This is a genomic window from Streptomyces sp. NPDC003032 (assembly GCF_053591415.1).
Genome location: NZ_JBSFTT010000013.1, coordinates 59359 through 80129 on the forward strand (window position 1 = coordinate 59359; position 20771 = coordinate 80129).

Here is a 20771-nt window from a genome sequence, read left to right on the forward strand (position 1 = left end):
CCTCGATTCGACAGCGGGGCTCGGTCGTTGATTGGCTCGACGGTTCGCCCGTAATGTCCCCGTGTCGTTCGAGGCGGGCCGCCGCATGACGGTGCGGCTGCGCCGGGTTCCACGGGCCCGGGGTGGTGCTCGACTCTTCCTTCCTGGTCTTCGTCGGGGTGAATGCGTTCTGGGTCGGCTCAGATGGGACTGAGGTGCCCCGACTTTCGCGACGGATACGGCCTAGACACTCGCATCCTTGCAGGTCAGCGGCACCTTTCTGCTATCGGGGCGTCAGATCACCCAATTCCGCTGAACAGCCGGGGTCAACGCTGTTGGGATGCGGTGCTGCGGATCGCGGCGAGCAGACCAGCCTGGGCCAGGACGGTTGCGCCGTCCACCCCCTCACCTGTCCTGATAGCGCCGCAGAAGGCCCTCAGTGTCGCGGTGACCTGATCGGCGGGTGCGAAGTCGATGAGCTGCTCCGCCCCGGCTCGTTCGAGGACCACCGCCGGGGAACGGTCCGCAGGTGGGGTGAACGCCCGGCCGACGCGAATCCGGCCGCTGCTGCCGCACAGTTCGTAGCTGGACCGGTAGGCGTGCGCCATGCCGAAGTCCAGCTGGGCGAACACTCCGTCCGTCCGGTGCAGCACGGCCGCGCCGGACGTCTCGATCCGTCGGCCCGGGCCACGGCTCAGTACCGCGCCGGCCACTTCCAGGCGGTCGCCCAGGAAGTGCAGCGCACCCCGCACCGGGTAGTACCCGATGTCCAGGAGAGCACCACCGCCGAGATCGGGGTTGTAACGGATGTCGCCCGGGGCTGGTTCGGGGATGGTGAATGTGGCGTTGAAGGAGCGGAGCTCACCGATCGCCCCCTCGTCGACCAGGCGGCGCACTGCGGCGTGCACGGGGTGGTGGACGAACATGACGTTCTCCATCAGGACCCGGTCGCGTTCTCGGGCCAGCCTCAGCAGCCGTGCGGTGGCCTCCGGTTCGTCGGTGAGTGGCTTCTCCGCTAGGACGTGCTTGCCCGCTTCCAAGGCCATGGCCACCCACTCGGAGTGCAGCGCGATCGGCAGGGGAACGTAAACGGCGTCGACGCAGGAGAGTTCGATGAGTTCGCGGTAGTCCGACAGGGCGCCGCAGCCGTAGGGTTCGGCTGTCTCCCGCGCGCGGGCCGCGTCCCTGCTGGCCACTGCTACCAGCTCGATACCCGGCTCCGCAGCCATCGCCGGCAGCATCCGCCGCCGGGCGATGTCAGCGCAGCCGATCACTCCGAAGCGCACGGGGGCCGCCCCGTCAGCCGTCGACGTCATCGGAACCGTATCCGAGGGAGTTCAGGCAGGCCAGGAGCGTACGGGCCTGGACGTTGACGTAGTGACCGTGACGTACCAGCGAGGTCAGCTGGCCGACCGTCACCCAGGCGTAGTCGTCGGGGACGTGCCAGGAGGGCGCCCCGCCGCCCGGCTCCGTCGGCTCCTCGGCCTCGACCACCAGATAACGGGTCTCCGCATGCAGGAAGCGGCCTCCCTCCTCCGAGTGGACCGTGTCGTAGCGAATCCGTCCGGGCACCGCCGCGAGCACTTCATCGAGGAACAGCGGGGCTTCGTCGTGGTTGCCCGACGTGCACTGGACCGTGGGCGCCAACTCGACCGTTCCCAGGAAGCCGCCCTCCGGCTTGGCCTGGACAAGCACGTGCAGCACCCCGTCCAGAACGCGTACCAAGAAGGCGGCCACCCCCTGCCCGACCGGTTCGATCAACGGCTGTGTCCAGCCGGGGACTTCACGGCCACCCGCCTCGACGCGGACGGCAACCACCCTGAAGTAGCGGCCCTGGTGGTGCTCGATCGCGTCGGCGGTACGGTGCCAGCCCGGGAGGTCCGTCAGGGGTACGCGTTCAGCGCGGGTGTCGTAGTGGGAGCGTCGGCCGGTGAACCAGGACAGCAGTTCGGTGTCCGAATGCAGGGCGCCGGTTGCTGGGTCCGAGGAACGCAGCAGCGCGGCCCGGAAGGAGTCGTCCGCCCGGTCCCGGCGTGCGGGGCCGCCGAAGGGGGCGCATGCGAGGACGGTGCGGGTGTCCATGTTCACCACGTTTTCCCGCGCGAGGAGTTCACCGATCTGCCGCAACGTCAGCCAGCAGAAGTCGTCGTCGAGGGGCACCTCGTCGAACGCCTCCACGATCATGTTGCGGTTGCTCTTGCGGTAGAACCAGGAGCCGTGCTCGGACTGGAGCACGTCCACGATCACCTGGCTCGGCTCCTCCCCATTGAAGTACTCGATGTACTTCACGTCCGCACCCTGGTGGACCTTGGTGTAGTTGCTCCGGGTCGCCTGGACCGTGGGCGACAGCTGCAGCAGATTGCGGTTGCCCGGTTCCATCTTGGCCTGCATCAGGAAGTGCAGGACTCCGTCGAACTCCTTGGCCAGAATGCCGAGGACGCCCACCTCGGGCTGATGCACGATCGGCTGGTGCCACTCCCGGTGGGGACCGTCGTCGATGGTGACGTGCAGCCCCTCCACGGAGAAGAAGCGGCCACTGCGGTGCACCAGATTCCCGGTCCCGTCCTGGAAGGACCAGCCGTCGAGGGCGTCGAACGGAATCCGTTCCACCCGGAAGCGGTGGGCCCCGGCCCGGGCCGCGAGCCAGTCGGCGAACTCCCCGGTGGTCAGCCACGAGCCCTCGGTCGTGGCGGCCGAGCGGGCGAGCCGGGCCGACAGCCCCGCGTTCTCCCGCGATCTCAGCGCGGTCTCCTTCGCGAGCTGGGACATTGCTGCTCTCCTCCTCATCCGTGCAAGGTCACGGATCTCATGCGTGGTACGGCGCTTCAGCCGTGCTTGGTCACGAACTCGCGGATCGACTCGACGACGTAGTCCAGCTGGGGCTCGCCGAGACCGGGGTAGACGCCGACCCAGAAGGTCTGCTCGGTCACCACGTCGCTGTTGGTGAGGTCGCCCACCACTCGGTGCGGCTTTCCGATGTACGCCGGGTGGCGGGTCAGGTTGCCCGCGAAGAGCCGACGGGTGCCGATGCGGCGGCCCTCCAGGAAGTCGACGAGGGCGGCCCGGCTGAACGGTGCCCCGGGGTCGACGGTGAGGACGAAACCGAACCAGCTCGGTTCCGAGCGGGGCGTCGCCTCCGGCAGCAGCAGCCACGGCACGTCGGCCAGCCCGTCGCGCAGCCGCTGCCAGTTGGCGCGCCGGGCCTCGACGAAGGAGTCGAGTCGGCCGAGCTGGCTCAGCCCGAGCGCGGCCTGGATGTCGGTGGCCTTCAGGTTGTACCCGACGTGCGAGAAGATGTACTTGTGGTCGTAGCCGGCCGGCAGGGTGCCCATGTGGTACTGGAACCGCTTGAGGCACTTGTCGTTCTCGCCGGGCTCGCACCAGCAGTCCCGGCCCCAGTCGCGCAACGACTCCACGATCCGGGCCAGCGCCAGGTTGGAGGTCAGCACACAGCCGCCCTCGCCCATGGTGAGGTGGTGGGCCGGGTAGAAGCTGACCGTGGCCATGTCGCCGAAGGTGCCGGTGAGCCGCCCTTCGTAGAGCGAGCCGACCGCGTCGCAGTTGTCCTCGATGAGGAACAGGTCGTGTTCCTCCGCCAGTTGGGCGATCTCGGCGACGGGGAACGGATTGCCGAGGGCGTGCGCGATGATGATCGCCCGGGTCTTCGGACCGATCGCGGCCGCGACCCGCTCGGCCGTGGTGTTGTACGTCGTGAGGTCGATGTCGACGAAGACCGGGATCAGCCCGTTCTGCAGGATCGGGTTGACGGTGGTGGGAAAGCCCGCCGCCACGGTGATCACCTCGTCCCCGGGACGCAGCCGGCGCTCCTCCAGGTGGTCCGAGGTGAGGGCGGTGAGCGCCAGCAGGTTCGCCGAAGAACCCGAATTGGTCAGATGAGCCTTGCGCCGCTTCATCCGGCGGGCGAAGGCCGACTCGAACTTCCGTGAGCTGCGGCCCGCCGCGATCCTCATGTCGAGCGCCGCCTCGACCAGGGCCACCCGGTCGTCCGCGTCAAGGACCGCGCCGGAGGGCCAGATTTCGGTGACGCCGGGGACGAATTCCCCGTCCGCCTGGTGCTCCTGGTCCTGGTGGAACTTGCGGACCTCGTCGAGCACGAGCTCCTTGTGCACATTCATCACTGCATCCCCTTCGTCCCCGTCGCGCCGACGGCCGACTTCGCTCGTGCTGCCTGTCCGCACCGCACTCTTCGGCAGCCGGCTCAATCTCCACTCGACAGACGGTGGTGTCCCACGCTTCTTGCCGCGGCTCCCTCCTCCGCCGTCGCCGACAGCAGCGCCACTGCCTCGGCCGGTCCCGGCATCTGTGCCGCCTCGTCCCTGAGCCGTTCGGCCGCCACGCGGGCGTCGGCGGACTCCAGGAGTTCGAGTACGTCGTGCACCACGAGCCGCACCGGCTCCTCAGCCACCAGGAGCGTGGGCAGCGCCCGGTGCAGGCCCGCACCCGCGGCGGCCAGCCGGGTACCCGTAACGAGCTGTTCGGGGCGCGGTGACAGCACCAGCTGGGGCACCCCTGCCCGGGCAGCGGCCAGTACGCCCGGCCCGTCACCCGGGTGGACCACGGCCGCGGCCCCGGCGAGTACGGAGTCCAGCGGCACCCCGCTCACCACGCGCACCCCGTCGGGCAGCTCGCCCGGTGTCCGTGCCGCCGCCGGGTCAAGCACCAGGTCCACCTCGACCCCCCGCGCCGCGAGCCGCGCCGCCGTCCCCGTCACGACACCCGGCACCCGCGGTCCGGGCCAGATGAGGCACACCCGCGGGCGGCCGGACCGCGTCGCGGTCAACGCGCTGGATGCGCGGGATGCGCGGGATGCGCGGGCAGGCTCGAACCCGGCCGCCACGCGCCGCACTCCCGGCACCGGCAGCCACAGGCTCGGCGGGCACGGGTCAAGCCACCACCGGGGCTCGTGCCCCGCTTCGCCGCCATGCGTCGAGTACAACTCACGGAATTCCGGCCGGAGTTCGTCGCCCAGATCCACCCGGTCCATGCGGAGCACGGCCGCGCTGCCCCACAGATGGGCGATCGACGGTACGCCGAGCACCGACGCGACCAGCGGGCCCACGTGTGTGGCGGCGTCGTGCACCACGAGATCGGGCCGCAGCCGGAGAGCGTACGCAGTCACCTCGTCGGCCATATGCTCAGCGGTGGCGAACTGGCGCGCCGTGATCCCGTCGAGCAGCGCCCGCTGCTCGGGAGCCAACTCCCGGACGCGCAAAGGCCAGTCGGCGGGCCAGGGGCCGCCGCCCGCGGGTCCGGCACCGAACGAGGCGGCGCCCCGCCCGGGCTCCGCACCCACGGGCACCGGCGTCAGGCCCGCCTGCCGCACTGTCGGTACGCAGGACGGCAGTACCGCGACCCGCACCTCATGTCCCGCGGTCTGGCAGGCGCGGGCCAGCGGGAGCATCGGGAGCAGATGCGAGCCGGGGGCCCAGGTGGTGAACAGGATCCGCATGTCGGTCAGCCGTAGATCCGGGCCGCGAGCTGCTCCTTGGCGGTGCGCAGCCGGTCGAGGTCAGCGGGGCTGAAGCCCTGGGCGGTGGGACGCTCCGGCAGCTCCCAGCCGTCCAGAAGATGCCAGCGCGAACCGGCGTCGGCGAGGGAGCGGTGCTTGGTGCCGTAGTAGTCGGCGTGCACGCTGAGGGCAACTCCGCTGGCACCGCCCGCGGCGGCGACCAGGTGCGGGTGGAAGCGCGTGGAGATCCAGGTCTGTCCGGGGGCGGCGGGGAAGCCGTCCGCGAGGACTTCGGCGACGGAGAAGCGGCGTACTACCACCGGCAGGACTCGCTCAGCGAGCGCGAGGATGTCCGCGTCCTGGCCGGGGGCGCACTCCAGGAGGCCGACCTCGGTGACGCCCCAGGCGTCGATGCCCCGGCGTATCGCGTCGAGCAGTCGGCCGTCCTCGACCTCGGAGAGCAGCGACTGCACCGAGACCATTACCTCGGGCAACGCTCCGTCACGCAGCCGTCCCGCTCCGCCGAGGAAGGCGTCGTCGCCGGTCAACGTGGCGCGAGGGCCGACGAGCTGGGCGGACGGTTGGTCGCGTACGTCGAACACCTCGAAGCTGCCGACCAGTTCCGCGAGGAGGTCGGCGGTTCCGTCGGCGGCCGGGTACAGGCCCTGGCCGGTCAGCGCGGCGCGGGCGCCGGAGCGTTCGGCCGCTGCGGCGACCCCTGCGAGCAGGCCGAAGTAGGCGGGCCAGATGTCGTTGATGTAGCCACCGCCGAGGAGATGGATGACATCCGCGGTGAGCAGCAGTTGCATGCCCTCCGCGAGGTCCATGGTCTGCTCGGGGTTGGCCACCGCCCACTGGGCGACGCCGGCTGCTGCGAGCGCACCCTCGTCCCAGTTGCGCAGACAGACCTGCCAGAGGGTGTCGGTGAGGCGCAGCCGGGGGTGCAGGCCGAGCAACGAGGGATGCACCTGCCGGGGGTTCACGCAGTCGAGGACGACGTCGGCGTCCGGTGCGTTCTGGCCGAGTTGGCGCAGCCAGGTCGCGGCGATCAGCTCGTCGCCGAAGTTGGGCACCCCGGCGGGTGAGACCAGGTAGTAGAGCGGGCGCTTGTTCGGCATGGGTGGTGTCTCCATTTCGTGGGGGCCTGGCGGGTCGTCACCGGGTTCCGGGGACCACCGGACGGTTCACCAAGTGGCGTGGACAGCGGACAGCAGAGTTCGGGCCTGGATGGTGAAGTAGTAGCCGTGCTCCAGGAGTTGGCCGCACTGGCCGAGGCTCATCCAGACGAAGTCAGGCTCCGGCGTCTCGAATCCGTCCGGCACCTCCACGACGAGGTAGCGGCACTGCGCCTCCTTGAAGCGCGCTCCTTCCTCGGACAGAACGGCGGAGAAGCGGATCCGCTCCGGAGGGGCGTCGAGGGCGGCCGACAGGCACGGAGGCGGCGTCTCGTGGTTTCCCGGCGTGTACTGCACGGTCGGGCCGAACTCGGCGACGTCCGGCAGACCGGCCTCGACCCGGGCCCGTACGAGGAGGTGCAGGATCCCGTCGATGCGCCGGACCAGGAATGCGGCGAGCCCCGTGCCCACGGGCTCGATCAGCGGCTGGCTCCAGCGGGCGACCTCGCGGGCCCGCGTGCGGATGTCCGCCGCGACGATGCGGAAGTACTTGCCGTCCTCGTGCGCGATCCGGTGGCCATCGCGGTACCAGCGCGTGACGGCCGACAGGGGCAGGGTCTCCCGGACGAGTTCGCTGTGTGCCTTGACCTGTGTCAGCTTGCTCCGCACGTGGCGGAGTTCGTGGACCGCGCGGTCGGGTTCGGCCAGCGAGTCAAGGATGCTGCGCCGGTACGGGTCGGCGTCCTCGTACGCGCTGCCGTCGACGGCGTACGGCAGACAGGCGAGCAGGGACCGGGTGTTCATGTTGACGAGGTTGTCGCGGTGCAGCAGCCGACGGATCTGGCCGATGGTGAGCCAGCGGAAGTCGGTTCCGTGCGGCACTTCGCCGGTGGTCTCGACGACCATGCTGCGATTGCGCTTGTGCAGGAACCAGGCGCCCTGCTCGGACTGCGGCACGTCGTAGAGTGTCGCGGCGGGTCGGGCACCGGTGAAGTACTCGATGTGGGTGATGCCCTTGCCCCGATGCACTCCCGCATAGTTGCTGCGAGTCGCCTGAACGGTCGGCGCCAGCTGTACCCGGTTGATGTTTCCCGGCTCCATCTTCGCCTGGACCAGGAAGTGCAGGACCCCGTCGAATTCCCTGGCGAGCAGGCCGAGAATGCCGATCTCCGGCTGGTTGATGATCGGCTGGTCCCAACTGCCGTGCGCCGCCGAGCCCGTGCGCACCCGCAGACCCGTCACGGAGAAGAACCGGCCGGAGTCGTGGATGAGGTTTCCGCTGTCCGGAAGGATCCGCCAGCCGGACAGCTGGTCGAGCCGGACCATGTCGATCTCACAGCTCGTGTCGCGCTGGTGTTCGTACAGCCACTCCTCCAGACGGCTGTTGGGCGTCACCGTACTGTCACGCACCAGCGCGGACCGGGTGAAGCGCACGGCACGGTCTGCGGGGAGAGCCGTCGTGCGCGGCCGGCTCTGCGCGGCGGATCGCTTCATGGCTGCACTCCTTCGCTCGTGGACCTGCGTTCCGGGCCGAGGCTGGGCCAGGACGGTGGAGGACCGATCGAATCGCGCTCACGCCCCCCGCTGCCCCGTGGCCGGGCACTCCACGACGGCCCGAGCGCGGATCCAGAGGGCCCGTGGACGCTCGGCGCGAACCACGAACGCGCCCGGAACGCTTGGCGCGCACAGCACTGCCCACCGAGCGCCGAGGAGGCCTGCATGCGGGTGTTGTTCACCGTGTCGAACTGGGGTGGCCACTATTTCTGCATGGTGCCGCTGGGCTGGGCCCTGCAGGCGGCAGGCCACGACGTCCGGGTGGCCTGCCCCCCTGCCCAGGCCGGAGCGGTACGGGAGGCCGGACTGATCCCGGTACCCGTACTGGAAAGCCCGGACCTGACGTACTGGGCCCGGCTCACCCGCTACCAGGAGGCCGTCGAGGGCCGCAGCCCGCTGCCGGGTCTGCCCCCGCACCCCGTCACCGGCAGGCCCCTGAAGGACCTCGCGGAGTTCGACGCCGCGGGCGCGGCCGCCCGCTTCTGGGCAGAAATGCCGGGCGTCATCGAACGCAGCTACGACGCGGCCGTCGCCTTCGGCCGTGCCTGGCGGCCCGACCTGGTGGTGCACGACCTGCTCGCCCCGGAGGGCGCCCTGGTGGCCCGGCTCGCCGGGGTCCCGGCGGTGTACCACTCGCTCGGCCTGTTCGGCGCGGCGGAAACAGAGCACGGGGTGGACCTCGGCCTGGAGGACCCGACCGGCTCGTTCGCCCGGCACGGGGCCGAGCCGTGGGACCGCACCCAGATCAGCCATGTCATCGATCCGTCGCCGGACGGCGCGCTGCCGCCGCACGGCACCGCACTCCGGCTGCCGGTGCGTTACGTCCCGTACAACGGCCCGGGCGCATCGCCCCCCTGGCTCCACGAACCGGCGGCCGGGCCCAGGATCTGTGTCCTCTGGGGGTATTCGGCGACCGCGATGTACGGGCCCCACGTGCCGGCGTTCGGTCACGCGGTACGGGCAGCGGCGGCGCATGCGGCCGAAGTGGTGCTCACCGCGAGCGAGGAGCAGGTCGCCTCGCTCGGGCCTCTGCCCTCCCACGTGCGGGTGTTGCGGGAGTTCCCGCTCCATCTGCTGCTGCCGACCTGCGACATGATCATCCACCACGGCGGGGCAAGTGCCTTCATGACGGCAGCAGCGGCTGGTGTTCCGCAACTTTCCCTGACGCTCAGCGACGAGTGGGAAGTGTTCGGAGCACGAATGGCCGGTACCGGCGCGGCGGTCGTCCTGTCGGGCCTTACGGCGGACGGGGCGGAGATCGACCGCGCGACCGCGGCGATGCTGTCGGACGCGGACCGGCGGGAGGCCGCCGCCCGGATCAAGGAAGAGAACGCCGCCCGGCCGACCCCGGCCGATCTGGTGGCGGAGCTGGAGGAGCTGGCCGAGGCCGGCCACGAGCTGAGGGTTGGTGTGTGATGCGCGTACTTCTGACGGTCTCCGACTGGCGGGGCCACTACTTCTGCATGGTGCCGCTGGGCTGGGCCCTGCAGGCGGCGGGCCACGACGTCCGGGTGGCCTGTCCCCCCGGTCAGACCGACGCGATCAGCGATGCGGGGCTGGTCCCCGTACCGGTGCTCGACGGTCCCGACATGATGACGATGGCCCGGATGAACCTGTACGTGGAAGCACTCTTCGCACAGCGCACTCTGCCCGGCAACCCGCTGCACCCACTGACCGCGGAACCCATCGAGCGGTTGGACGCCGTCGACGTGCGGTCGCAAGCGCCCACCTTCTTCGAGGACGCGCAGGCAGCCGTGGCCCGCAGCTGCGACGGCGCCGTGGAATTCGCGAAGGCCTGGCAGCCCCAGCTGGTGGTCCACGACGTCATGGCAATGGAGGGCGCGTTGGCCGCGAAGGTCCTCGGCATTCCCGCCGTGTACGCCGCACCGGGTCTCTTCGGCACCGTCGAGACCGTCCCGGGGCTCGACCTGACCGCAGCCACCCCCCTCGCCTCCTTCGAGCGCCACGGTGTCGGTCCGTGGAGCAGGGCCGACATCGCCTACGTCGTCGATCCCTCGCCGGACGACGCGGTGCCGCCATTGGGCGAAGCCCGCCGCCTGCCGGTGCGTTACGTCCCGTACAACGGCACCGGCACCCTGCCCGGCTGGGTCCTGGAGCCCAGGGACCGACCGCGCGTGTGCGTGCTGTGGGGCAACTCCGCCTCCGGCCTCTTCGGCACCGAGGTCCCCACACTGCGGTACGCCGTCGACGCGGCGGTGGAGGCGGGTGCCGAGGTCGTCCTGACGGCAAGCCCCGCCCAGGTCGAGGCGCTCGGTCCGCTGCCCGAGGAGGTCAGGGTGCTGCGGGACTTCCCGCTCGACCTGCTCCTGGAAGTCTGCGACGTCCTGATCCACCACGGCAGCGACAACTGCTATCTGAACGCGGCCGCTGCCGGGGTACCGCAGGTCGGCCTCGCGCTCAACACCGACCAGCGGGAATTCGGCCGGCGGATGGAGCCGACCGGGGCGTGTGTCACCCTGCCAGGCTTCGAAGCGACCCGGGAGGAGGTCGGCCGGGCCGTGTCGGCGGTGCTCACCGGCCCCTCCTACCAAGAGGCGGCCCGACGACTGCGCGCCGAGAACGACGCCCGGCCGACCCCGGCCGATCTCGTGGGTGAGCTGGAGAAGCTGGCCACGAGGAAGCCGGCGGTCCGATGAAGGTCCTGTTCACCGCCTCGGACTGGCGGGGCCACTACTTCTGCATGATGCCGCTGGGCCGGGCGCTGCGGGCCGCAGGGCACGAGGTCCGGGTGGCCTGCACCCCCGGCCAGGCCCGCTCCGTGAGCCGGGCCGGGCTCGTCCCCGCTGCGGTGCTCGACAGCGCCGACATGCCGACCATTCTACGGATGACCAACTACCTGGAAGCGATGGCCGGTTCGCCGGGCCATCCCCTTCCCCTTCATCCGTACACCGGTGAACCAGTGGTCTCACTCGACGAGTTCGACATCGAGCGGGAGGCACCCTTCTTCTTCGAGTCCTGCCACGACGCGATCCGGCGCAGCTACGACGGAGCCGTGCGGTTCGCCCGCAGCTGGCATCCCGACCTGGTGCTGCACGACTTGATGACACCGGAGGGCGCCCTCGCCGCCCGGCTGACCGATGTTCCCTCGGTGTACTTCCCCCCGGGGCTGTTCGGCACCGTGGAGACCGAGCCCGGCGTCGACCTCGGGGACGGCGACCCGTCCGGCTCCTTCGTCAGGTACGGGCAGAGACCGTGGGACGGCGGACAGATCGAGTACCTCATCGACACCTCGCCCTCCCTCGCACTGCCACCGGCCGGCTCCGCCCGCCGGCTGCCGATGCGGTACGTCCCCTACAACGGGCCCGGCGGGGTGGAACCGTGGCTGCTCTCACCGCGCACCCGGCCCCGGCTCACCGTGCTGTGGGGCAGCTCGTCGGGTGCCGAGGCGTCGGCCTCCCGAGCGGTAGGGGCCGCGATGGCGCAAGGAATCGACTCCGGTGCCGAGGTGATCCTGACCGCACACCCGAAGCAGGTGCGGGAGCTGGGCCCCCTGCCGGACGGAGTGCGCGTACTCAACGGCTTCCCGCTGCACCTGCTCCTCGACCGGAGCGACGGCGTCGTGCACCACGGCAGCGTCAACGCCCTGATGACGGCGGCGGCTTGCGGGGTGCCGCAACTGGCCCTGCCTCTCAACGAAGAGCAGATCACGGTCAGCGGACGTATCGCCCGCACGGGCGCCGCGCTCGCCCTGCCCGGGCTCCGTGCCGAGCCGGACGAGGTCCGCGCCCTCACCGCCGGTCTGCTGACCGACCCGTCCCTGAAGGACGCGGCACGGGTGATCCGCGAAGACATCGAGTCCCGTCCGAGCCCTGCGGAAGTCGTACCTCAGCTGGTGGCCATAGCCGCCTAGTACTCCAGTCACGCTTCCGCATCAGTGCTGGCCAACGGCTTGGGTGGGGAGGTGTGACCACGCCGCATGCAGTGCCAGTGTAGGGGCGCGTGCCTGGTGACGGCGTCTCCAGAGTGACCATCTGACTGCGTGTTCGCGTCATGCCGGGCCCGGAGGCCAGCGGCCCTCTTCCAGGACCGCGAAGAAGATAACGGGGGGCGGCCGTGTCGCCCCCCCTTTCGCGTGCCTGGCCGACCATCGCCGCGACAAAGATGTGCGCGAGCATGACGAGAGTGACGTGCCGGTGCCAGCCGACGCAACGGCGGATTTCGTACTGGCCCAGGCCGCACTCGTTCTTCGCGCTCTGGAAGCACTCCTCGATCTTCCAGCGGCAGCCCGCGACGCGGGCCAGGTCGGCAACGATGGCATCCAACGGGGCACTGGCCAGGCAGTAGGCGATCCCCTCGGGGCAGGTGATGCTGCGGCGGGCGAGCATCCAGACGATGCCAAGCCTCGGACGGGCCCTGGCCGGTGAGGCAGTCGATGCGCGGGCCGTGGATCTGCTGCGACTTGGGCACTGCCACGGCGTAGAACAAGTCGGGGCCGTCAGCGAACTGATGCCACCCATGTGCTCTCTGCGGTGCGTACGCTCGGCCGACTTGAGTTGGTCGGCGGACCACTGCGAGCCGCGTGGGAGGAATCGGCCGAGGCCGACGGGGACTGGCCGCGTGCGCTGATCGCGCCGGAGTGGGACAAGCGTTACCGGCGGAAGGTGGAGATCGGCAAGGTCCCCGGCGACAGAGCCGGGCTCACTGTCCTGGCAAAGACCTTCGACCGAGACGGACAGCGAACGGCTGGCCGAAGTGGTGGTACCAAGGGTTCCTGCCGGAGGCCGGGCACGCTGGGGCCGGTCGCGTGCCAACGCCGTTGCGCCCGGTCGGCCGGTGCTCGTGCTCGCTGGCTCAGCCGGCCCTCGTCCCCAGGGCCAGTTCCTCCCACACCGGGACCAGCCCGGCGGGCGACGGCCGGTCGAGGAGACCGGCACGCGTCCGCTGGGCCGCCTCGCGCTGTGTACCGTCGTCCAGAGCCGCAGCGACCGCCTCGGCGACCTGGGCGCGGGAGACGAGCAGGCCGGGCAGGGTGCGAGAGGCGCCAGTGCGGTCGGAACGGCGGCTGACCTCGATGGTGTCGTCCGCGAGAGCGAGGGCGATCTGGGGGACTCCGGCGAGATGGCCGTTCATCAGGACGTTCGCGCTGCCGTGGTGGATGAGGACGTCCGCCCCGGGAAGGAACAGGTGCAGCGGGACCTGACCGAGGACGCTGACGCCGTCCGGCACCGGCCCGAGCGCCCGGATCTGGTCGGCGCCGGCCGCGAGCCGCACGTCGAGGCCGAGGGCGGCGGTCTCCTCCAGGGCGTACCGCAGGGCAGCCAGTTCGGTGCCGAAGATGCCGCTGCCGGAACGCCCCCAGAGCACCACGGCGCGCCGCCGTCCGTCCCGGTCGAGCCCCTCGGGCAGGTGGCCGGCGCCGTTGTACGGGACGTACCGCACGGCGTGGACGTCGGCCCCACCGTGCGGCAGTGCCACACCGCCGGGCGTGGGGTCGACGACCGTGCGGATGCCGGCGCGCGACCAGAGGGCGAGGCCGTGGCGCGGGAAGTTGCCGGTCGGGTCGTCGGGGCCGAGATCGAGGGCGCCGGTCTCCACGGCGCCGAAGAAGCCCGGCGGGCAGTACACCGCGGGGACCCCGACGGCCCGGGCGGCAAGTGGCCCCTCCTCGCTGTTGAGGCTGTGCAGTACGAGGTCCGGGCGCCAGGCGCGGGCGAACCCCACGATGCCGTCGGCACTCCGCCTGGCCGCCTCGGCCAGCGGCAGCCACAGCTCCATCTGGAGGGCGGTCAGGTCGAGTTCGTCCAGGCTGCCGACCGGCTCGTCGGTCACCGGATGGAGCGGGAACGGTAGACCGGGTTCGATGCGGCTGCCGGCCGCCGACTTCAGCAGGTGGCCGAGGCGGGCCATCCGCATCATGTCGGCGGCGTCCAGGACGGGCACCGGGACGAGTCCGCCGCCGCGGACGGCGGCTGTCTGGGCCGGGGTGCAGGCCACCCGGACCTCGTGGCCGGCCGCCTGCAGGGCCCAGCCGAACGGGACCAGACAGACGTAGTCGCCGGCCCAGCCGGAGGTGGTCAACAGGACGCGCATAAGAGGTCTCCTACTCAAGGCCGGGCGCGGGGACGTCCGGGGACAGCACGGGGCGGCGGACCCGGTTCCGGGTCCGCCGCCCCGTGGCAGGGATGTTCAGCCTGTTCAGGCGGCAGGACGGACGTACCGCCCGTACGCCAGGTCGCCTTCTCCGATTAGCACCTCCACCGGTGACGCGGCGCCGAAGTACTCGTCACTGGCCTGCTTGACGCCGGGGAACTTGACGACGGTCCTCGGGTTCGCCTCGGGGTCCGCGTAGTCGTCGAGCAGCAGAGCACCCCCCGGGGCCAGCTTGGGCACGCAGGTCTCCAGGGAGACCACCGTCGAGGTGTAGAGGTCGCCGTCCAGGTAGCCGAAGGCGATCTGCTCCGGGAGCCCGTCGGGCAGGGTGTCCTCGAACCAGCCCGGGTGAATGTGGGGGGCGGCTCTGCCCCACTTCTCGAAGGTCGCGAGCAGTTCCTCGGGAGTCGCGGCCATCAGTCCGGACGGCAGCACGATCTCGTCCTGCTCGGCCGTGTCCGGGAGCCCTTCGAAGGAGTCGTAGACGTGGATGTCCCGGTCGTCACCGAGGGAGTCGAGGATGCTGCGGATCCAGAGGGTCATCGCGCCGCGGAAGCAGCCGAGTTCGACGATCGCGCCGGGCACGTCCTCCTTCACGATGCGCTCCACCTCGGCCCGTACGTAGCCCAGCCGGTCCGGGTCCACGGTCTCGCCGTGCTCGTCGAGGAGCCACGTGCGCAGCTCGTCCAGCACGTCGGCCGCGACAGCGCTGTTGTTGCCGGTCATTCGTCCACCGCCTTTATCTTCGGTTGAGGTTGAGGCTGAGATGGTGAGTGGGTGAGCCGCTGTCAGGCGCGCTCAGCGATGAACACGGTGTGCATCGCCTTGGCGTCCTGATGCACCGTCGGGTTGATGAAGCCCGCGTCGAGGAGCATCTCCTCATAGGTGCTGATGGAGTGCGTCTCGCCGGTGAAGGTCATCGTGAGCATGATCACGGAGAACATGAACGGCAGCGGATTGTCCTGCGGGAGGACGCCGTCCTTGAAGGTGTGGCCCGTGATGGCGATCCTGCCGCCCGGCTTCAGGCCCTCGGCCATGCGACGCAGCAGCTCCGTGGACTCCTCGCGCGAGAAGTGGTGCAGCACGTTCGTGAGCATGACGATGTCGTACGGGCCTTCCAGCGGGACCTCGAACATGTCGCCGGCAATGGAGTCCCAGCGCTCCCGCAGCCCCAGGCGTTCGGCATTGCGCTCGGTGTACTTGAGGACGTGCGGCCAGTCCAGCCCGGTCACCTTCGCACGGGGCTCCTGCCGGGCGAAGAAGAAGCCGTACGAGCCGTGGCTGCACGCGACGTCCAGGACGTCGACCGAGTCGCGGTCCTTCGCCCACGGCAGCAGCTGCTCGGCCATGACGTTGGCGGCGCCATTCTGCCACCAGTTCATGTGCTCGGCGAACTCCTCCCAGTAGTCGAAGTCAGGGGTGAGCGCGTGGGTGTCCATGACGGCGCCGCCCTTGCGGACCGCTTCCGCGAGCCGCCACTGGGCGTCCCACTCCCACTTGCTGACGCCGATCTTCACGGCGCCGCCGAAGTACTGGGGGCTGGTGCTGACGAGGTAGGTCTCGCCGCCGGGCGCCAGCTCGTACTCGTCCGCACCGCGCCGGCGCAACAGGCCGGTGGCGGCCAGCGCGTCCAGCAGGATGCGGGTGCCGCGCGGATCCGCCACGACGTGCTCGGCGATCTTGTCCGAGGTCTGAAGTCCTTGGTGAACGGCGTCGAAGACCCCGAGTTCCAGGCCGGCTCGGAGCAGACTCGCGTTCACGTAGCCGCGCATGACGCCGTGCAGACCGGCAGCGGTGACCTCGGTCTCTTGGATGACAGTCATTGAAGTTGGTTCCTTCTGCTCACCGACCGGATACGGTCGAAGTGGATGGGCACGGACGCCTTCGCGTACATACGGGATGTGGGGGCGCGCGGAACCGGCCTCCTCCCGCGGGTTCGCGGCAGGGGCGGCCGCCCACGGGCTTTCAGCCGGGCAGGCCCGCGGCGGCGAGTTCCGCCAGGACCCGCGCGGTGTGAGCGGGGGTGGGCCGGGTGGCGATGCCGGAGGCGATCCGGACGGCCGCCGCACCGAGCGCGGTGCTCTCCAGAAGGGCACCGACCGCCTGAGTGATGTCATCGGGTCCGGCGGTGAGCCCGGGCAGGACCAGTGCGGAGCCGCCCTCCGCGAACCGCCCCCCCATGACCCGCTGGTCGTCGGTGAGCCCGAGCACCAGCTGCGGGACCCCGGCGGCCGCCGCGGTCATCAGCGGGTTGACGCTGCCCTGATGGATGATCGCGTCGCTGGCCGGCAGCAGCAGGTGCAGCGGGAAGTCCTCCAGCAGGCGCACCGAGTCGGGCAACGCACCCAGCGCGGCCACCTGTTCGGGACCTGCGGTCAGGACCAGCTCGGCCCCCGAGGCCACCACGGCGTCCACGGCGTGGCGCAGTGCGGGGACCCGCGGGCCGAAGATGGCGGTCGCCGAGTTGCCCCAGATCAGGCAGATCCGCGGCTTCTTCGGCCGCTCCAGTGCCCACAGCGGCATCGCACCGGGCCCGTTGTAGGGGACGTACCGCATCGGCAGCCGCTCGGCGGTGCCGAACGGCGGCAGCAGCCCCGGCGGGGACGGGTCGACGGCCCAGCCGATCTGCGTACGGTCCCAGGGACCGACGCCGTGCCGGGCGAAGGCGCCGCTCGGGTCGTCCATCTCCAGGTCGGCCTCGCCGCCGTCCTCCACCGTGCCGAACATGCCGGGCGAGTGAAAGACGGACGGCACCCCGGCGACCCGGGCGGCCAGTGCCCCCTCGGGGGTCATCAAGTCGTGGACCACGAGGTCAGGGCGCCAGTCGCGGGTGAACCGCACCGCCGCGTCGGCGTTGTGGCCCATCACTCCGGCGCAGCCGCTCCAGAATCGCTCCGCCTCGGCGGCCGTATCGAACTCCCCCGGTTCACCGACCGGTTGACCGGTGTAGGGATGCAGCAGCGGCAACTCGTCGGTGCGCGGCCCGGCCGACTCCTGCGCGTACCGGGCGAACCGCTCCATCCGCATGACGTCGAGCTCCCGCGCGACGGGCACCGCCACCAGGCCTGCCCGGCCGATCGGGCCGGCCTGGTGCGGTGCGCAGAGGAGCCGGACCTGGTGCCCGGCCGCCTGCAGCGCCCAGGCCAGCGGCACCATGCAGAAGTACGCGCCCTTCCAGCTGGTGGTGGTGAACAGTACTCGCACGGTCGGTTTCCTCCATGTCTCCCGCGACTCACCTACGGACCGTCAGATGAGCAGAAGGCCGCCGGTGACCGGGAGGAACGCACCCGTCACATAGCCGAGTTGGTCACCCGCGAGCAGCGCGACAGCGTTCGCGACGTCCTCGGGCTCGGCGACCCGGCCGAGCGGGATCTCCGTCATGAACTTCTCGACGTGGGCCTTCACCGACTCGTCGGACAAGGCCCGTTCCAGGGCGGGGCTGCGCACGGCGCCCGCGATCACCGTGTTGAAACGGACGCCGGAGCGGCCGAGTTCCTGCGCGAAGTGCTTCATCGCGCTCTCCACACCGGCCTTGGGCAGGGCGTGGCCCAGGCCCATCAGCGTGGTGCGGCGCAGGAAGGTGTCGGAAATGTAGACGACCGAGCCGCTGCCGCGCTCCACCATGCCGGGCAGGGCGGCATGGACCGGAGTCATGGAAGTGAGGTAGTGGGCCCGCATGTTGTCGGCGAGCTGGGTGGGAGTGTGCTTGACGGCGGGGCCGCGCTGCACGTCCGGGTATCCGGTGGCGTTCAGGACCAGCAGGTCGAGCTCGCCGAGCGTGCCGCCGACCTTGGCGACGAGCAGGTCGGCCTGTGCCTGGTCGGTCAGGTCGGCCTTCACGGCAACCGCGCGGCCTCCCTCCTTCTCGATCTCCCGGACGACCTGCTTCGCCGCGTCGAAGGAGCTGTGGTAGTGGACGGCCACGGCCGCGCCACGCCGGGCGAGGTCCTTGGCCAGCACGACGCCGAGGCCGCTGCCGGCACCGGTGACAAGCGCGACGCGGCCGTGGAGGGACTGATCGGTCATGGATACACCCTGATTTCGTGTAGAGGTTCGCGGGATGACGGGATGAGTGGGGTCGAGTACGGGCTCAAGGAGCCGGGGCGGACCGAGGCACGGCGGACGCGCGGGGACTCGGCGGGCGTCAGGCCTGCTGCGTGGCCTCGCGCGACAGGCCTCGGGGCAGAAGTCCGGCCGCCTCGTAGACCGTGTCCACCAGACGCATGGTGGCGACCGCGTCGTCCGGACCCGTACGGACCGGACCGCCGTGCAGCACCGCGTCGACGAACGCCTTCAACTGGTAGTCGTACGTGGCCAGTCCGCGCACCCGTCGGCGGCTGACCGCCCCGTCGATCCGGGTCTCCAGGCGGTTCCACAGCTGAGGAACGAGGTAATTGCGGGCCTTGACCGAGCCGCGCTCGCCGACCACTCCGGCGGTCAGCGAGAGTCGCGGTCTGGGAACCGGGCTGATGGAGCACGTGACCCGGCCGGTCGCGCCGCCCGGGAAGCGGAGATCGACCTCCATGGTGCGGTCGACCTGGTCGGAGTGGAGCGTGGCACGGGCCGCGACCACCTCCGGCTCCCCGGGGCCGAGAACGCGCAGCGCGTCCAGCGGGTAGACCCCGCACAGCATCGTCGCTCCGCCGCCCAGTTCATAGCCGGCCATAACGGGGTCGGTACGGAAATTGGGAAAGCACAGATGGGCCTCCACATGCTCGACCTCTCCCAGCTCTCCGCCCCGCACCGTCTCTTCGAGGGCTTCCATCAACGGGTGGTAGCGGTAGTGCATGCCGTGCATGACGGTCAGCCCCGTAGCGGCGGCCGCCGCTGCCGCGGACTGCTGCGCCTGTTGGGCGTTGGCCGCATAGGGCTTCTCGCACAGCACGTGCTTGCCCGCCTCCAGGGCCTTGATCGTCCACTCGGCGTGGAGCGAGTTCGGCAGGGCGATGTAGACAGCGTCCACGTCGGGCGAAGCGACCAACTCGGCGTAACCGGCGGCCGATCCGGCGATCCCGTGCTTCGCGGCGTAGCGGCGCGCCCGCTCCGGGTCCCGTGCGGCGACCGAAACCAGTTCTACCTCCGGGAGGCGCTTGGCCGGACCGACCACTGAACCCGGTGTCACCCTGGAGGCACCGAGCAATCCCACTCTCAGCTTCTGCATGGCCGAGACGGTAGGGCGGGCGGCTCGCAGGATCGGTCGAGCCGGACTCGAACATCCCGGTCCGCCGCCTGGCCGCGCTCGACCCGGCTCCGAGTCCCCGCTGGCAACCTCGGGCCCCACTCCTGACACTTCTCACGGGAAGAGGCCCCACATGCGGGTGCTGTTCACCACCTACGCCGAGCGTGCCCATCTGCTGCCGCTCGCACCGCTCGCCTGGGCGCTGGTCAACGAGGGCCACGAGGTCCGGGTGGCCAGCTCCCCGATGTTGACGGACGCGATCTCAGCGACCGGTCTCACAGCCGTCCCGGTGGGCCAGGACATCGACATCGAGGCGGTCCTGGCCCGTGGTGATCTCGCTCCGGTCAAGCGCCACCCGGACGAGTCGCAGGCCGCCGTCGAGGAGCGCGTGATGCGCAACATGGCGGGGCTGCTCTTCGCGTTCTCCCGGGCGACCTCGGCCGACCTCGTCGCATTCGGCCGCAGCTGGCGGCCCGACCTGATCGTGCACGACCCGATCACCTTCAACGGTCTGGTCGCCGGTCAGGCCCTGGGGGTACCCGTGGTCGGGCATCTGTACGGCATGGCACGCTGGCTTCGGCCCGAGTTCAAGGACCTGATCGGCGGCGAACGCTGGGAGGACTACGCCGGGCTGTTCGAGGGCGTCGGTGCCGAGCCGGTCACCGAGCCCGTGGCGTGGGTGGATCCGCGCCCCGCCAGCCTGATCTGGTCCGAACACGTCACCGGGCTGCCGGCCGCACCGCTGCGCCATCGCCTGCCGATGCGCTACATCCCGTACAACGGATCCGGAACGGTACCGCGCGAGTTGACCGGTTCCACGGACCGGCCGCGTGTGGTGGTGACCTGGGGGACCTCGCAGCAACGCAAGCTCGGACCGGCCGTCGCCGACTATTTCGGCGACGTGGTGCGCGCGGTCGCCGCGACCGGCGCCGAGGTGGTGCTGACCCTGGGCGAGGCGGGCAGGGAACTGGTGGACCGGCTCGGCCCGCTCCCCGAGCACGTCCGTCCCATCGGCTGGGCCCCGCTGAACGCGCTGCTCGCCGGCTCCGACGCGATCGTGCACACCGGCGGCACCGGCGTCCTGATGACGGCCGCCGCCCACGGGGTCCCGCAGCTCGGCATCACCTCGATCCGCGAGGGCCTGTACAACACCCAACAGCTGGCGAGCACAGGTGCTGGACTCCACCTGGAGCAGCGGGAGTCGGACCCCTTCGACGTGAAGACCGCCGTCGAGAAGCTGCTCGGCGACGCGGCCCACCGCACGGCTGCGGACCGGCTGCGCCAGGAGATCGCGGACTGCCCGGCCCCCGCCGAGGTGGCCCGCAAGCTCGAAACGCTGCTCTGATCCCGTCGCACCCCCGGC

Annotated in this window: 16 protein-coding genes and 1 pseudogene; 4 read left to right on the forward strand and 13 right to left on the reverse strand. The window is 70.8% G+C overall.

What is annotated here, in order from left to right:
* Window positions 1–305 precede the first annotated feature (305 nt).
* From ACWDZ7_RS19910 to ACWDZ7_RS19935, 6 genes are all read right to left on the reverse strand, one after another.
* Window positions 306–1295 carry a Gfo/Idh/MocA family protein gene (locus tag ACWDZ7_RS19910; RefSeq protein ID WP_451798518.1) on the reverse strand — a complete coding sequence of 330 codons (990 nt, stop codon included), beginning with the start codon at window positions 1293–1295 and terminating at the stop codon, window positions 306–308.
* Window positions 1279–2748 carry an NDP-hexose 2,3-dehydratase family protein gene (locus ACWDZ7_RS19915; RefSeq protein WP_451798520.1) on the reverse strand — a complete coding sequence of 490 codons (1470 nt, stop codon included), beginning with the start codon at window positions 2746–2748 and terminating at the stop codon, window positions 1279–1281. The genes ACWDZ7_RS19910 and ACWDZ7_RS19915 overlap by 17 nt, the downstream gene beginning before the upstream one ends.
* 56 nt (window positions 2749–2804) lie before the next feature.
* The gene (rfbH, locus tag ACWDZ7_RS19920) at window positions 2805–4115 is read right to left on the reverse strand and encodes a lipopolysaccharide biosynthesis protein RfbH (RefSeq protein WP_451798521.1); all 1311 of its coding nucleotides are present in this window, start codon (window positions 4113–4115) and stop codon (window positions 2805–2807) included.
* 83 nt (window positions 4116–4198) lie between these two features.
* A complete protein-coding gene (locus tag ACWDZ7_RS19925; protein WP_451798523.1) occupies window positions 4199–5449 on the reverse strand; it encodes a glycosyltransferase in 1251 nt (416 codons plus the stop codon).
* Between the two features lie 5 nt (window positions 5450–5454).
* The gene (locus ACWDZ7_RS19930) at window positions 5455–6567 is read right to left on the reverse strand and encodes a polysaccharide pyruvyl transferase family protein (protein WP_451798524.1); all 1113 of its coding nucleotides are present in this window, start codon (window positions 6565–6567) and stop codon (window positions 5455–5457) included.
* Between the two features lie 66 nt (window positions 6568–6633).
* Entirely contained in the window at window positions 6634–8058 is a 1425-nt protein-coding gene (locus ACWDZ7_RS19935) for an NDP-hexose 2,3-dehydratase family protein (RefSeq protein ID WP_451798525.1), read from the reverse strand.
* Between the two features lie 225 nt (window positions 8059–8283).
* Here ACWDZ7_RS19935 and ACWDZ7_RS19940 point away from each other — a divergent pair, with 225 nt between their 5' ends.
* From ACWDZ7_RS19940 to ACWDZ7_RS19950, 3 genes are read left to right on the forward strand one after another with little or no spacing between them, the layout of a single operon-like run.
* On the forward strand, window positions 8284–9534 hold the full coding sequence (locus ACWDZ7_RS19940; protein WP_451798526.1) for a nucleotide disphospho-sugar-binding domain-containing protein: 1251 nt from the start codon (window positions 8284–8286) through the stop codon (window positions 9532–9534).
* Window positions 9534–10775 carry a nucleotide disphospho-sugar-binding domain-containing protein gene (locus ACWDZ7_RS19945; RefSeq protein ID WP_451798528.1) on the forward strand — a complete coding sequence of 414 codons (1242 nt, stop codon included), beginning with the start codon at window positions 9534–9536 and terminating at the stop codon, window positions 10773–10775. The genes ACWDZ7_RS19940 and ACWDZ7_RS19945 overlap by 1 nt, the downstream gene beginning before the upstream one ends.
* The gene (locus ACWDZ7_RS19950; protein WP_451798529.1) at window positions 10772–11989 is read left to right on the forward strand and encodes a nucleotide disphospho-sugar-binding domain-containing protein; all 1218 of its coding nucleotides are present in this window, start codon (window positions 10772–10774) and stop codon (window positions 11987–11989) included. The genes ACWDZ7_RS19945 and ACWDZ7_RS19950 overlap by 4 nt, the downstream gene beginning before the upstream one ends.
* A gap of 211 nt (window positions 11990–12200) precedes the next feature.
* Here the strand turns inward: ACWDZ7_RS19950 and ACWDZ7_RS19955 are convergent.
* From ACWDZ7_RS19955 to ACWDZ7_RS19985, 7 genes and pseudogenes are all read right to left on the reverse strand, one after another.
* A pseudogene (locus ACWDZ7_RS19955) lies at window positions 12201–12591 on the reverse strand (IS701 family transposase); the annotation flags it as partial.
* Window positions 12592–12930: 339 nt separating this feature from the next.
* Window positions 12931–14169: a nucleotide disphospho-sugar-binding domain-containing protein gene (locus tag ACWDZ7_RS19960; protein ID WP_451798531.1), complete on the reverse strand. Its 1239-nt coding sequence runs from the start codon at window positions 14167–14169 to the stop codon at window positions 12931–12933.
* Window positions 14170–14274: 105 nt separating this feature from the next.
* Entirely contained in the window at window positions 14275–14955 is a 681-nt protein-coding gene (locus ACWDZ7_RS19965) for a TylF/MycF/NovP-related O-methyltransferase (protein ID WP_451798533.1), read from the reverse strand.
* A 62-nt stretch (window positions 14956–15017) separates the two neighbouring features.
* Window positions 15018–16052 (reverse strand): methyltransferase, encoded by a 1035-nt coding sequence (locus ACWDZ7_RS19970; RefSeq protein ID WP_451798534.1) that lies wholly within the window; start codon window positions 16050–16052, stop codon window positions 15018–15020.
* A gap of 142 nt (window positions 16053–16194) precedes the next feature.
* Entirely contained in the window at window positions 16195–17433 is a 1239-nt protein-coding gene (locus ACWDZ7_RS19975) for a nucleotide disphospho-sugar-binding domain-containing protein (protein WP_451798536.1), read from the reverse strand.
* 42 nt (window positions 17434–17475) lie between these two features.
* The gene (locus tag ACWDZ7_RS19980) at window positions 17476–18255 is read right to left on the reverse strand and encodes an SDR family NAD(P)-dependent oxidoreductase (RefSeq protein WP_451798537.1); all 780 of its coding nucleotides are present in this window, start codon (window positions 18253–18255) and stop codon (window positions 17476–17478) included.
* 118 nt (window positions 18256–18373) lie between these two features.
* Entirely contained in the window at window positions 18374–19390 is a 1017-nt protein-coding gene (locus tag ACWDZ7_RS19985; RefSeq protein WP_451798538.1) for a Gfo/Idh/MocA family protein, read from the reverse strand.
* Window positions 19391–19541: 151 nt separating this feature from the next.
* Between ACWDZ7_RS19985 and ACWDZ7_RS19990 the strand changes: the two genes are divergently transcribed.
* Window positions 19542–20753 (forward strand): nucleotide disphospho-sugar-binding domain-containing protein, encoded by a 1212-nt coding sequence (locus tag ACWDZ7_RS19990; protein ID WP_451798540.1) that lies wholly within the window; start codon window positions 19542–19544, stop codon window positions 20751–20753.
* Window positions 20754–20771 lie beyond the last annotated feature (18 nt).

Bases quoted from the DNA above. Each gene is read 5' to 3' on its own strand.
- ACWDZ7_RS19910 (WP_451798518.1), bottom strand. From the start codon at position 1,295: ATGACGTCGACGGCTGACGGGGCGGCCCCCGTGCGCTTCGGAGTGATC.
- ACWDZ7_RS19915 (WP_451798520.1), bottom strand. From the start codon at position 2,748: ATGTCCCAGCTCGCGAAGGAGACCGCGCTGAGATCGCGGGAGAACGCG.
- rfbH (WP_451798521.1), bottom strand. From the start codon at position 4,115: ATGAATGTGCACAAGGAGCTCGTGCTCGACGAGGTCCGCAAGTTCCAC.
- ACWDZ7_RS19925 (WP_451798523.1), bottom strand. From the start codon at position 5,449: ATGCGGATCCTGTTCACCACCTGGGCCCCCGGCTCGCATCTGCTCCCG.
- ACWDZ7_RS19930 (WP_451798524.1), bottom strand. From the start codon at position 6,567: ATGCCGAACAAGCGCCCGCTCTACTACCTGGTCTCACCCGCCGGGGTG.
- ACWDZ7_RS19935 (WP_451798525.1), bottom strand. From the start codon at position 8,058: ATGAAGCGATCCGCCGCGCAGAGCCGGCCGCGCACGACGGCTCTCCCC.
- ACWDZ7_RS19940 (WP_451798526.1), top strand. From the start codon at position 8,284: ATGCGGGTGTTGTTCACCGTGTCGAACTGGGGTGGCCACTATTTCTGC.
- ACWDZ7_RS19945 (WP_451798528.1), top strand. From the start codon at position 9,534: ATGCGCGTACTTCTGACGGTCTCCGACTGGCGGGGCCACTACTTCTGC.
- ACWDZ7_RS19950 (WP_451798529.1), top strand. From the start codon at position 10,772: ATGAAGGTCCTGTTCACCGCCTCGGACTGGCGGGGCCACTACTTCTGC.
- ACWDZ7_RS19960 (WP_451798531.1), bottom strand. From the start codon at position 14,169: ATGCGCGTCCTGTTGACCACCTCCGGCTGGGCCGGCGACTACGTCTGT.
- ACWDZ7_RS19965 (WP_451798533.1), bottom strand. From the start codon at position 14,955: ATGACCGGCAACAACAGCGCTGTCGCGGCCGACGTGCTGGACGAGCTG.
- ACWDZ7_RS19970 (WP_451798534.1), bottom strand. From the start codon at position 16,052: ATGACTGTCATCCAAGAGACCGAGGTCACCGCTGCCGGTCTGCACGGC.
- ACWDZ7_RS19980 (WP_451798537.1), bottom strand. From the start codon at position 18,255: ATGACCGATCAGTCCCTCCACGGCCGCGTCGCGCTTGTCACCGGTGCC.
- ACWDZ7_RS19985 (WP_451798538.1), bottom strand. From the start codon at position 19,390: ATGCAGAAGCTGAGAGTGGGATTGCTCGGTGCCTCCAGGGTGACACCG.
- ACWDZ7_RS19990 (WP_451798540.1), top strand. From the start codon at position 19,542: ATGCGGGTGCTGTTCACCACCTACGCCGAGCGTGCCCATCTGCTGCCG.